The 13,328-nt window shown below is 40.1% G+C and carries 9 protein-coding genes; 2 read left to right on the forward strand and 7 right to left on the reverse strand.

Going from position 1 to position 13,328, the window contains the following annotated elements:
- Window positions 1-11 precede the first annotated feature (11 nt).
- Window positions 12-1,145, forward strand: coding sequence for a hybrid sensor histidine kinase/response regulator (locus AB3G73_RS03775; RefSeq protein ID WP_148367175.1), 1,134 nt, complete (start codon window positions 12-14; stop codon window positions 1,143-1,145).
- A 97-nt stretch (window positions 1,146-1,242) separates the two neighbouring features.
- Here the strand turns inward: AB3G73_RS03775 and AB3G73_RS03780 are convergent, their stop codons facing one another.
- From AB3G73_RS03780 to AB3G73_RS03805, 6 genes are read right to left on the reverse strand one after another with little or no spacing between them, the layout of a single operon-like run.
- Window positions 1,243-4,122 carry a PD-(D/E)XK nuclease family protein gene (locus AB3G73_RS03780; RefSeq protein ID WP_367742876.1) on the reverse strand — a complete coding sequence of 960 codons (2,880 nt, stop codon included), beginning with the start codon at window positions 4,120-4,122 and terminating at the stop codon, window positions 1,243-1,245.
- Between the two features lie 29 nt (window positions 4,123-4,151).
- The gene (locus tag AB3G73_RS03785) at window positions 4,152-5,171 is read right to left on the reverse strand and encodes an energy transducer TonB (RefSeq protein ID WP_322019230.1); all 1,020 of its coding nucleotides are present in this window, start codon (window positions 5,169-5,171) and stop codon (window positions 4,152-4,154) included.
- A complete protein-coding gene (locus tag AB3G73_RS03790) occupies window positions 5,164-5,781 on the reverse strand; it encodes a radical SAM protein (RefSeq protein ID WP_148367171.1) in 618 nt (205 codons plus the stop codon). The genes AB3G73_RS03785 and AB3G73_RS03790 overlap by 8 nt, the downstream gene beginning before the upstream one ends.
- Window positions 5,778-8,948 carry a UvrD-helicase domain-containing protein gene (locus AB3G73_RS03795; RefSeq protein ID WP_367742884.1) on the reverse strand — a complete coding sequence of 1,057 codons (3,171 nt, stop codon included), beginning with the start codon at window positions 8,946-8,948 and terminating at the stop codon, window positions 5,778-5,780. Before AB3G73_RS03795 ends, AB3G73_RS03790 begins: the two co-directional genes overlap by 4 nt.
- Window positions 8,949-8,956: 8 nt before the next feature.
- Entirely contained in the window at window positions 8,957-9,583 is a 627-nt protein-coding gene (locus AB3G73_RS03800) for a YhcH/YjgK/YiaL family protein (protein WP_367742889.1), read from the reverse strand.
- A complete protein-coding gene (locus AB3G73_RS03805; RefSeq protein ID WP_234132227.1) occupies window positions 9,580-10,188 on the reverse strand; it encodes an RNA polymerase sigma-70 factor in 609 nt (202 codons plus the stop codon). Before AB3G73_RS03805 ends, AB3G73_RS03800 begins: the two co-directional genes overlap by 4 nt.
- A gap of 161 nt (window positions 10,189-10,349) precedes the next feature.
- Here AB3G73_RS03805 and AB3G73_RS03810 point away from each other — a divergent pair, with 161 nt between their 5' ends.
- A complete protein-coding gene (locus AB3G73_RS03810; protein WP_297284596.1) occupies window positions 10,350-11,342 on the forward strand; it encodes a FecR family protein in 993 nt (330 codons plus the stop codon).
- 1,020 nt (window positions 11,343-12,362) lie between these two features.
- Here the strand turns inward: AB3G73_RS03810 and AB3G73_RS03815 are convergent.
- Window positions 12,363-13,316, reverse strand: coding sequence for a DUF4999 domain-containing protein (locus tag AB3G73_RS03815; protein WP_148366796.1), 954 nt, complete (start codon window positions 13,314-13,316; stop codon window positions 12,363-12,365).
- Window positions 13,317-13,328 lie beyond the last annotated feature (12 nt).

Below are 13,328 nucleotides of genomic sequence, written 5' to 3' on the forward strand. Positions count from 1 at the left end.
AAAAGAAAATTATGAATATGGAAATTAATCCTTCCGAATATAAAGTCCTTATTGTGGACGATGTAATATCAAATGTCCTTTTATTAAAGGTACTTTTGACCAACGAGAAATTCAAAATTGTGACTGCCGGTAATGGGACACAGGCGTTGGAACAAGTGAAGAAGGAAAATCCGGATCTAGTATTGCTGGATGTGATGATGCCGGATATCAGTGGATTTGAGGTGGCTCAACAAATGAAAGCGGATCCCGAAATGGCTGAAATTCCCATTATCTTCCTGACTGCTCTTAACAGTACGGCGGATATCGTCAAAGGATTTCAGGTGGGTGGTAACGACTTTATCTCAAAGCCATTCAACAAAGAAGAGCTGATTATTCGTGTGACACACCAGATTTCGTTAGTCGCAGCGAAAAGAATCATTGTTGCACAAACGGAAGAGTTGCGTAAGACTATTATGGGACGTGACAAGCTCTACTCTGTGATTGCGCATGACTTGCGTTCGCCTATGGGATCTATCAAGATGGTATTGAATATGCTGATTCTGAATCTGCCAAGCGAAACGATTGGTGAGGAGATGTATGAATTGCTAACGATGGCCAATCAGACAACTGAAGATGTATTCTCATTGCTTGATAACCTGCTGAAATGGACGAAGAGCCAGATTGGTAAACTGAAAGTGGTTTATCAGGATATTGATATGGTAGAAGTGGTAGAGGGCGTAAGCGAAATCTTTACGATGGTGGCCAGTCTGAAGAATATTAAGATTGTACAGGATGTGACTGTGGAAAATATGGCTGTCCGTGCTGATATTGACATGATTAAGACTGTGATCCGTAATTTAATCAGTAATGCGATTAAGTTTAGCAATGAAGGTTCGGAAGTAGTGGTGTCATTGGCAGAAGAAGACGGTATGGCAATCGTAAGTGTGAAAGACAGCGGTTGCGGTATCGATGATGAAAATCAGAAGAAGTTGTTGCATACCGATACTCATTTCAGTACCTTTGGTACAAACAATGAGGAAGGTTCGGGACTCGGATTATTATTGTGCCAGGACTTTGTTGTCAAGAATGGCGGTAAACTGTGGTTTACTTCAAAAAAGGGAGACGGGTCTACATTTAGTTTCTCAATCCCATTGTTGGAGAAATAAGAATAACTATAGATAATACGGATTAGAATTAATAAGGGCACGGTTTGCATGAATATGTAAATCGTGCCCTTATTATTGGGTATACTCTGTTTTCGGCCTATCGTTTGCAGATAGCCTTAAAATCGCAATATGAACATTTTTTAGTATCTTCTGTCTGCGTGAAAGGCTCTTCTTCGTTGAATATTTCTTCTAATAATGCTTGCAGGCGTTCGCGGAATTCATCTTCAAAGAAAGCAAAGTTGTTTACCGGTATTTTGGGTTTACGGGGTTCTCCCATTTCGATAACAGGCGAATAGCTTTCCGATGCTGCCCGGTGAATGTAGAGTAGGGCAGGAGCTACCATTAATGATTGTTTCCGGCTCATGATAGCGGCATACAGAAAAGTCTGGAAGATATAGTTCGGGCGTGTTTCCGATGGGGTGAACAGTTGGCCGATATTAGCAGGTATTTTAGGACTTCCTCCTGTTTTGTAGTCAACAATCCGCAGGGTACTTTCTTTTGCATCCATACGGTCTATTGTGCCACCCAGACGGAGAGTGAACGGTCCTTGTCCTGTTTGTATAGTTATCTCTTCTGAAACTCTCTTTTCCATAGCGACCATTTCGAAAGGAGTATATAAAAGGTCGTTGCGCAGCAATTGTTTCAGATAGGAAACAATTACTTTGGAGTTGATAAGTTGTATGCCGTTATATTCCGGTTTTTCTTCGGGAGAGACCTTGAATAATTCTTCTTTGAAAGCTTGGTCAACGTAGTTTTGTAGCTTCACTTCATTGCGTAATAAGCGTTCGATATCTTCTTTCTGTATCGTTTTTCCGGCTGCGGTCAGATCGGTGTATGCCAATTGGGCGGAGAGGTGGAAAATGGTTCCGAATAGGGCGGAATCAATTTCTGCACTAACTTCGTCCGGTGTTTTCAAGCCCGCTACATAGCGGTAGTAGAATCTCAACCGGCAATCCAGATAAGCATTAAGGGCGGAAGGAGAGAGAATCACTGAATTTGGATTAGTGCTATCGTAAGCACGATAGAGTCGTCTTAGTACTTCAGGTGTTTTTTCTACTCGTATCTCTTGGGTACTTTGCGGAGATTGTCCGGCTTCCAGATACTCGCGAGTGATATCATGCGGACCTTCTACAAGTAATTGCAGCATGAAACGGGATTCTTCTCCACGGTTGAGACCGTCCGAAGAAGTATTGTAGAGTAGCGTGATATTCTCTGCCCGTTGTATCAGTCGATAAAAGTAGTAGGCATACACTGCATTTTTGTGTTCGATAGTGGTCATGCCGAATGCTTTCCGGAGATTATAGGGAATAAAAGAGGAATCTCCTCCGGATTTTGGAAGTTGTCCTTCGTTGAGAGACAATATAATGAGATTCCGGAAGTCCAGATTACGTGTTTCCAATACTCCCATGACTTGCATTCCGATAGCCGGTTCTCCGTGGAAAGGAATATTGGAAGATGTCAGTACTTTGGTAATCAGTCGTTTCAGAGTATCGGTGCGTATATTTAACTCTCCACTTTCAATCAAACTGTAGAGACGGTTGATTTTGGTATGGCTTTGAAAGAGCGATTCTCTATATAGTTGATTGAAAATATCATTGTATTCTCCTTCTTTGCGATAAATGGTTGAAATGTTTTTGATTAATTCAATCAGGTAATCGCATAGCTCTCTTATACCATTACGGGGAGTGAAGAGGGTAGCTAAAAAATCATCTTGTTTAAGTTCCGATGGAAGTGGATAAAAACGGTTGGTTTGGGTCAGCTCATGTTCCAGGGGAGTGGCATGAGATGATAATTGCCGGGTATAGGGATGTTTCAATATAGCAGATACTGCCTCGTAAGTGAATCGGCCGGTGTCGGAGCGGTAACCATTGGTTTGCAATTCCATTGCGGCATTGATAAAGCTATAAACGGGAGTTTGTGCCAATGGGAATCCCATGGTGATATTGACGTTTTTCACTTCCTGTGGAATGGAATGAAGCACGGGGAGAAGCAGAGCTTCATTACAAAGCACTACGGCATTTTCTTTTTCCTTTTCTATGGCAATTTGCGAATGATCGTTTGTTATCGCCTTAATCCATTCGGGAAGGAAACGTGTCTGGGCATTCTCGGTAGAAGCGGAAATAGATCGTATTTTCTTCGGTTCTTTGAAGGTGTTGAAAAAGCTTTCCGGGAGTTCGTTCGGAAATTCCCCGAGATTACGTTTCAGGAATTCTCCGGCCTCATGTTTTTTGATTTGTTGGGTGTAGAAAATATCATAGTCCCAATAGAAGAGTGCTTTGCCCGCATCTTTCAGTTTTCTGAAAAAGTCATTTTCTACTTTGTTCAATACATTGAACCCGACAAATATGTATTTGTCGTATTTGAGTTGGTCAGTATCAAGTTGTTCGATCACGTTCCGGTAGAGCATGCCTTCGTAAGCAATGCCTAACTCTGTCAGGTTCGCCCGGTAACGATGGTAGATAGTACCTAGCTTGTCCCAAAGGGAAATAAATTTTTCTTTTAGTTCGGTCCGTTTTTCAATGGAGAAATTCTGAAAAAACTGTTGTATGGCTTCTTCCTGCTCTTTGTCAAGGAATTCATAGTCGTCCATCAGATTTTTCAAATCTTGTAGATTACTGAATAATTTGTCGGCATCGACCATATTTTTATCTACATCATCAAAATCACTAATCAACAACTCTCCCCAGAAGTAGAAATCGTCCAATGTTTCCTGACTCTGTGTTTCCTCTTTGAACACTTTATAAAGTTCGCATACCAATCGAATAGGATCACCACTTTTCTGTACGGATAGTTTCTGAAACAGGTCGCTGATACTCATGGCGGCTGGTGACCAGATCGGTTGATCGGATTCTCCTGCTAAATATTCATTGAAGAACAAGTTAGCACGTTTATTAGGGAAAATGAGTGCTGTACGTGACAGGTCGTTTCCTATCTTGGTATATAAATCATGAGCGACTAGTTGGAGAAATGATTGCATATTGATTAAGTTTTTTCTAATTCATATATTTATTGTAGTCGGAACATAACAGGAACAGTGAAATAAACAGCAACTTTAGTACCATCTTCCAGTTCTCCCGGTTTCCATTTAGGCATTTGATTAATGACGCGTAAAGCTTCTTTATCCAGATAAGGATCTACGCCACGTAAAACTTTTGGCTTGACTACATTTCCTTCTTTATCAACGATGAACTGAATAATAGTACGCCCCTGTACACCATTACCTTCTGTTCCTGTATTAGGGTATTGAATTTTTTTTGCAAGAAATTCCATGAGAGCTTGCTGGCCTTCAGGAAAATCAGGCATAACAGGTACTTTCTCGTAAACGTCAGGATAGTTTATACGAGTATAAGTGATTTTCAATTCTGGGCCATACATCGCACTGAATGAGAGCATCAGATTGTATGTCACTTGTACTGTCTCATTTGCCAACATGCCGGGTGTCCAACGAGGAATGAGAGACATGACTCTTAATATTTCAGCTTCAACTTTGGGATGTATCTTGCGAGTAATCTTTGGGTTGATAACTTGTCCGTCATGATCTATAGTGAATTGTACATCAGTATATGTATTATTAGCAATACTATCTATTTCTGAATAACGAAGATTTTCTTTCAGAAATTCTATAAATTTTTCTGTTCCTCCGGGAAATTCCGGTAGCTTCTCCGGACCATAAAAGGGAGCTTCCCCTTTCATGTCTTTTTCTTGTATCAGGCTGTCAACAGTAATGGTCCAATTCATTTTAGGGCATTGTAGTGTTTCTGCGTTCAATGAAGTAGGAGGTATTATTGTAAGTATGCCAGTTGATAGTCCAAACAGAGTGATGGCCTTACCTACACGGCGTTTTCGCTCAAGTTGTTGCTCCAAATATCGAACTTCAGCTTCGCATTTGGGGCAAGTACCCAAACAATCTCCCTGATACTGACATTCAGAAGTGATGAATTCAATATCATTCGCTTCGGCTATTTGCCGACGAATCTCTTTTAAAATTTTACAGGTTTGTTTTCCTCGTGCCATGGCATTAATCATTAGGGGTTTTATAGGTGAATCGGTCGAATTGGGTGATTCCCATTTCTTTCAAAAGCTCTATGCTGTAGTCTACATCTTTCTCTGTATTATAAGAAGGAATGAGCGGTGTCCGAATGATAATTTTCCCGGCTTTGCCTTCTTCGATTAAATACCGGAGATTGCATAAAACCCTTTCATTACCTTTTTCGGTATATCGCTGATAAATGTCATTATTCATGTCTTTGATGTCGACGATATAATTATCTACAATAGAAATCAACTCTTCTACATTTTGTAGTGGAACATTGAGAGACGTTTCGACAGTGATTCTCCATTCCGGTCCGCAAAGTTGGCGAAACTGCCGGATGAACTCGTTTTGCAATAATGGTTCTCCACCTCCAAATGTGACTCCTCCGCAGCTCGCCAGAAAGTAAAGTTCGTCTTTACGTACTTCCTCGTAGAGTTGGTTACAATCATATCTCTCCCAAACGCCATCAGGTTGTAGAGAGGTTGGATTGAGACAATATTTGCAACGCAACGGACAGCCATGGAAAGCAACTAATGTTGTAACTCCTTCACCGTCAATCGTTAGTCGATGGCGGGCAATGCCGATGAGAGGAACAGCTTTCATACTTTTTCTATTTTTTCTTCATCCACATACCACAAATAGCCGGTGATATTTTTATATCCCATCTTGGTAAGAAGTTGCATATATCCTTTCACTTGTTTGTTATATTTAGGATTTTCCTTACCAAACTTGAAATCGACTACAACAACCTGATCGTCTTTCATCATTACACGGTCCGGACGACGGGTTTGCAAAACTCCTTTTTCTTTATAGATAATAGCACATTCATTAAACAGCGTCCATTTTCCGGAATACCAATCTTGAATTTCAGGGGAAGAAAAAGCTTTCTTTGCAACTTCACGAGCCACCTTCTCTTTCTCATCATTTCTGATAACTCCTTCAAAAATAAGCCGTTCGATGGCCGGATCGATATCTTCTGCCGTTTCGATGACAGAAAATAAAGTATGTAACATGCGTCCGCGGTTGATAAAGCGGTCGTCCGAATCTTCTTCTTCAATGCCCTGAATGAAGTCAGCAGAGCGGTTGGACTGACGAAATTCAATATCATGCCGCATGGATTCCATTCGGATAGGGAGTTTTTTTGGTTTCTGGGTTAGCTTGTTTGTGGATGTCTTTCTTCTTTCTTCTTCTGAAGGGCACAGTTTCCCTTGCTCGTAACAGTCTTCTTCCCAGTCAATCCCTTCTTCTTGGGCTACTATCGGTAGGGTGTTTGCCAATAGTTCGGACATGGTGCCTTTCTGGCTTTTTCTACTCCAGATAATAAGGTTTTTCCCTGCGCGGGTAAAAGCAACGTATAGTAGATTGAGGTTATCTACCCAAAGTTGAAGACGCTCTTGCAGGTAGTCGTTACCATAAATCGATTCAGCCATTTGGGTGGAATAGTTAATAGGAAGAATATCCAATGCATTGAACGGTGCTGTTTGCGGGGCACACCATACAAGCTGATTATTGGTTTCATTCTCCAGCTTCCAGTCGCAGAAAGGAAGGAGCACGGTATGGAATTCCAATCCTTTGGATTTGTGTATGGAGAAAATCCGGATACCTTCTACTTCTCCACTTGGAATTGTTTTACTGCATAATGTTTCGTCCCAATACCGGATGAATCCGTCCAGCTCGGAAGAATTGCTTTGCAGATAATCGGTCACGGCATCAAAGAAAGCGAATAAATAGGCATCCTGATCTTTAATAAGATTCATCTCGAATATGCTGAAAAGTTCTTCTAAAAGCTCATAGAGAGGCATTAGCCTTAGTTCCTTTATCTTTTCAAGAAAAGCTGCGGGAAGATAATTCCCGGCAGGGAGGAGTAGGAGAGTATTCCAATCCAGTCCTTTCTGTAAAACCTCGTTTTGATAGGCTACGGCCAGTTGGGCACGTGCTATTTTATTGTTTTCATCGGAAAGGAATCGCAGTGCATCCAGCATCATACAAACGGCAAGAGAGGCGTCCAGACGGAAGGCTTCGTCTGATACCACTTTATAATGTAGCTCCTTATCGAAGTAATCGGCGATTCGGGGAATACTTTTATTTTTCCGTACCAGGATGGCTATATCATTAAGTCGTACTCCGGAGGTGAGGAGATGTTTTACTTCTTCTCCCAGACTAATTAATGTCTGTTCGGTATAATCATGTTCTTCGTCGGGTTCGAGAAAAGAGACTTTTACATATCCTTTTTCTGTACTTCGTGGAGATTCCTGCACAACGTCGGCATAGGCTTTCTGCAGATCCTCACAATCCTTGCCTAACTGTTGCTTATATACTCCGTTCAGATAGTTGGCGGCAGCTGTAAAGATTTGGTTATTAAACCGGATCACATTGGTTTCACTTCTCCGGTTGGTAGCCAGTGTCTTGACGCGGATCGGGAAATGTTCGATGTGGTCATTCAGGCTGTTGAGAATTCCCCAATCGCCATTTCGCCAACGATAAATGGATTGTTTAACGTCTCCTACAATCAAACTGTCTGCTCCTTGAGACAATCCTTCCAGTAAGAGCAATTTGAAATTTCCCCATTGCATCCGGCTGGTATCCTGAAACTCATCTATCATGACGTTATGGATATTCGTTCCTATCTTTTCGAATACAAAAGAAGAGTCACCGTCTTTCACCAGTTGATGGAGCAGGGCATTCGTATCTGATAATAGAAAACGATTGTTGTCGTGATTCAACTGACGTACTTCTTCATCGATATTGGCGAGGAGTTGCACTTTGTTGAGATGTTGCAGGGATAATCGGCAACTATTCAGTAACAAATTATTCTTGGAACGTAACTTTTCAGCATCTTCCAGAATTTGCATGAGACTGGAGTTGGCTAAATTAATGATGTCCGCGTAGCGGGGAGAAGTCTTGGTTGCCCAGTTCTTTGCGTCTTCCAGACATTTTTCTACTGTGGCATTACGGATATCATTGCCTAAAATACCATTATTAAGTTTACGAAAATAACTTCCGATTCCGCGTGAACCGTTTTTCAGATCATCGGCAGTCAGTGCGTGTCCGTCCAGTTCTCCTTCGAATTGGTCGTAGAATCCTTTCATTTGCTCCAGTATTTCCGTTTCCAGAGCTTTCAGTTGCTTGCGATACTCTTTGATGGTATCCGGGTTTCGTAACCGTTGCCGGAGTCCTTCTCCCTTTTCAATATAACCTTCATCGAAAATATTGCGTCCGAAACTTTTTACTTCGTCCGACACGTTCCAACGTTTATCATCGGCAATCCGCTCGTTGATATAATCGAGCAACCATGCGAGGACGGGAGAAGTGGGTCCTAGTTTCTCAATCATGCTATCTACAGCGTCGCTAAGAACTTCGGTGTTATTTAACTCGATATTCAGATTCGGGCTAAGTTCCAGTTCCCGTGCGAGATTGCGCATGACAGATTGAAAAAATGAGTCGATAGTCTCTACCCTGAACCGGCTGTAATCATGCAGCATATAGCTAAGGGCGACGCCTGCCGCTTCCCGTATCTCCTGTTCGGTTTTTCCTGTCTCTTCTTTAATTCGGTTGAGGTAGGCTTCGGAATCTTTATCGCCTATCTGTATGCCGTAAAGCTGACTAAGAATACGTTCTTTCATTTCTGCTGTTGCTTTATTGGTAAAGGTGACAGCGAGAATTTGCCGGTAGGCGCGGGGATTGAGAATTAACAGTTTGATATATTCCACTGCTAAGGTAAATGTCTTACCCGAACCTGCGGAGGCTTTATAGACTAAAAGTTCACTCATGTTTCTGTTTATGGGATATATTTGATTTTAGCAACAATGACCCGTATGTCCTCCGGTTCTTTCCCAGCTTTTACCAATGCCTGATGGAAGTTTTTGGGGAAGAACATGAAGAATGTATCCGGAGTGGAATCTACATATTTTATTTTCTTGGCTTTGTAGAAAGTAACATCCGGTTTGTATTCAGTGATAGGCTCTGCATATTCTGCTGAAGTAATTCCGAAACGTTCGGTGCCTTTTACTACATATTGCAGATCAATACCATGGCGGTGTGCTTCGATTTTACGTTTACTGACATCTTGCGTTGTTGCATCCTGTACATTGATGTAACAATGTTCGCCATCCACTTCGTATCGTCCGGCAGGCATATTCACAAGGTCGTGGGTAGCTAGCCATTGGAAAGTCTTGTCCCATACTTTCTTGTTCTTATGATATTGTGACGCAAATTCCTGATAATCGGTCGTTTTATGAGGCATTGCCTTCAATCCGTTCGCCCATTCTTGTTTTTGTGTCCATTGACGGGCTTGTTTAAGAGTCCAGTTATCTGCGGATTCTTGTGAACACACGTTTTCAGTGAAGAAGAAAAGAAAAAGTCCGATAAACAGGCTTGAACTACTAAATACGAATTTTGATTTCATGATTGTTCGAAAAAATTAGGTCCGAAAATAAGTATGAATAAGGGTAGATAGTCTTTTAAAGCTATTCGTAATAACTTTAAGGCTTGTCCAATCCTGTAATTAATCGTTTGTGGAGATACATTCAGCTTCTCGGCAATTTCTTTATGCGTCAGATGTTGATTGCGGTTCATCTCGTAAGCTTCGAGATATTCTTTCGGAAGTTTTTTTAGTGCTTCTTCATATAAACGGAAAAGCTCATCACTCAAATAGAAGTCCGGGTTATTGAACTCACTATCATATTTATCAACGATTTCCTGATGAACTTTTCGTTTGATCTCAAAATGGGAAAGACGGTTGAGAGCTTTGTTCTTGACAATTGTGAAAAGAAGTGTTTTGAGTGTCAGCTCTTCCATAAGAGTACAACGATTTTCCCACAGCCACATCATCGTTTCTTGTACAATCTCCTCTATTTCTTCCTGCTCGCCTACATATTGGGAACAAAAAGCACATAGCCTACGGAAATAATGTCTGTAGACGACGTCAAAAACTTTTTCTTCTCCTGCTTTTAGGGCAGTGATAACGGACTTATTATTATTAATATCCAAATATATCGGAGATTGTGACATTCTCTTTTAATTTATGTAAGACAAAAATAATGAAAGAAGTAGATAAATGAAATAAAAATGCGAGAAAAAATATTTTTTTCTTTTTCTCTTTAGTATATTTGTACTCACAACTGTATTACTACAAAGGTATTATAGTTTTTTTTGTAAAAAGATAAAAGAGCATGGATGAAACTATCTTGGTGAATTACCTGCAAGGCGAATGTAATGATGAAGAAGCTGCTCGGGTGGAGGCTTGGTGCGAGGAAGGACCGGAAAACCGGAAAGCTTTGGAGCAACTTTATTACACTTTTTTTGTAGGTGAGCGTATAGCGGTGATGAATACTGTAGATACAGAGGCGTCATTGGAGCAATTTAAATCAGCTATCAGAGAAAAGGAGAAAAAGGCTAAGCGGAAAAGTATCTCGATCCGTTGGGGACGTTATGCAACTGTGGCGGCTGCTTTTCTTACCGGACTCGTTTTTGCCGGTGGAATTGCCTGGGGATTACTTTCTAATAAGCTTTCGGATTATGAGGTGATAACTGCTGCCGGACAGAGAGCGCAGACTGTGTTGCCGGATGGTAGTAAGGTATGGCTGAATGCATCTTCAAAAATAGTTTATCATAATTCTTTCTGGAGTTCGGATCGTCAAATCGATTTGTCGGGTGAAGCCTATTTTGAAGTGTCTCATGATAAACATGCTCCATTTATAGTAAATAGTAAGCAAATCAAGACTTGTGTGCTTGGTACGAAATTTAATGTGCGTGCACGCCAAGATGAGAATAGGGTAGTGACTACCTTGCTTCAAGGACTGGTACGGGTAGATTCTCCGCGAACGGAAGAGAATGGCTATTTGTTGAAACCGGGACAGACATTGAATGTGAATACGGATACTTATCAAGCGGAGTTAATTGAATATAACCAGCCTACAGATGTGCTTCTCTGGATTAATGGCAAGTTGGAATTTAAGCAACAATCTTTATTGGAAATAACCAATATTATGGAGAAGTTGTACGACATCAAATTTATCTATAAGGATGAAACATTGAAATCAGAACGGTTTACCGGTGAATTCTCTACTGATAGCACTGCTGATGAAATACTGAATGTATTAATGCATACCAATCATTTCTCTTACAAGAAAGACGGACGGATTGTCCGGATGATGAAGAAATAAGATAATAAAGTTTTTTTGTCGCTGAATACATATCACAATTATGCTCAAAACTGTACCGTTTTGAATTAAACAGATCATAAATTTAGGCACGGATTACGCGGATTACACGGTAGCTTTGCGCACTCACTACGCTAAAACCGTGAAATCCGTGCCTAATTCCTTATTTATAATTTCACTCATAACGGTACGGAAATGAATGAAACAGTGCGAAAATGAGTGAAACTGTACGGATTCGGTCATACATAGTGGAAAAATATCTATCATACTATCATTCATTTTAATAATATTCTAATTATCAAAAGAATAAGTATGATAGATAGCTCTAAAAAAATGTATCTATCATACTTTTATCAGCAAAAAGGGACATCTATCATTCCTGTACTGTATCTGTTTTAGTGTAGCATTAGGTGAGATAATCCATTTAAAGACATACGAATGCACACTTTATTAGGATGATAACCAGTATTTGACAGCTTAATTATCTATGGGGAGCGGCAGTATTTCTATAGTTCACAAGTGTGTGCCGTACAGCCCACGCATGTAAACCATACAGCCTACATATGCAGGCTATACAGCCCACACTTGTGGGCTATAAACTTATCGCCGTTTAAGTGGGATTTTTGAGCTGCGATATTCGGATTTATATAGTTTCATTGTGACAAAAACAAGCCGTCTTATGCTTATTATAGAATATTTATACGGCTATTTTGTAGATGATAGATAACCCGTTTTTACTGGTAAAAGTATGATAGATACATTTTTTTAGAGTTATCTATCATACTTATTCTTTTGATAATTAGAATATTACTAAAATAAATGATAGCATGATAGGTAGTTTTTTTATTATGTAATGTTTAGTTTAAACTCCTACACAATGAATTAGTTCAAATCGGTACGGGTTTGAACTAAAGCGTGGTTTTCGGACTGACCTGTATGTTTGTGAGGTATGTTTCTAAGAAAAAGGGTAATCCAATGGGTTACCCTTTATTCTATCATTTCTATGTTATCTATTCATTATGTTTATTCACTTTTGGGTTCGTAAACATTAAATTCTGTAACATCCGTACGACCGTTTGTAGAGATAGTGATAATCTGATATTTCAGATACCGCGTAGTAATAGGAGAGATGAACGTAATATTTTGTGTACTATTACTGGGTATTGTTAATGAACTCAATGATTTCCATGTCGTACCATTTTCAGACTGTAATATTTCCACTTCTCTAGGAGCAAATGCATATCCCCAATGATTCGTTTTGATACCTGTTAAAAGCTTAGTTTCTCCTAAATCAACGGTAAACCAGAATCCTTTATTATTTAGAGCAACGTCAGTTCCAGTCTTGCCATCGATTAAATTATTGGGTGCGCCTTCTACTCCTTCTTCTACATTAATAATCCAACCTGCACGATTATTGATAAGTTGGCTATTGTCAGGAGTACCACTTTTTAGATTGCAGTAGGCAGCTTTATTAATAATGGCAGGTAATGTACTTAAGCTACTGCTAATAACAGTGTTCTTATCATTGGTCGTTACATTACTGATTGAGACACTGAAAGAGAAACTTGTTTTTTCCATGATACTGGCAAATATCGTCGGATCAACCGTTGCTGTGATTTCTTCAGAAGTCATCTGTCCTTCTTTGAGAGTAACCTGTGAGGAACTTAAAACGATCTGGCTTGCGTCAAGCCCTTCTGTTTCACTTTTTGCACTTAATGTGATAACGATATCTGTAGAGACTGCTTTCTGTGTTTTTACAGTAAAAGCCATCTTAATTTCATCTCCTCCGATTCCATTCGCATCATGAGTCAGATTGAACTTTTTTACATTCCCCGATAAGTAGTCATTTCTCTGTAGAGACACATACGTAGCATTCCACTCGTTAAAAACTTCTTCATCATCGCTACAGGACGAAATGAACGGTACAAACAAGCCGAGTAGAGTTGCTATTGATAGTGATTGAAATATATTTTTCATATGTACATACGA

The organism is Bacteroides sp. L008, assembly GCF_040812255.1.
Classification (GTDB): domain Bacteria; phylum Bacteroidota; class Bacteroidia; order Bacteroidales; family Bacteroidaceae; genus Bacteroides; species Bacteroides vicugnae.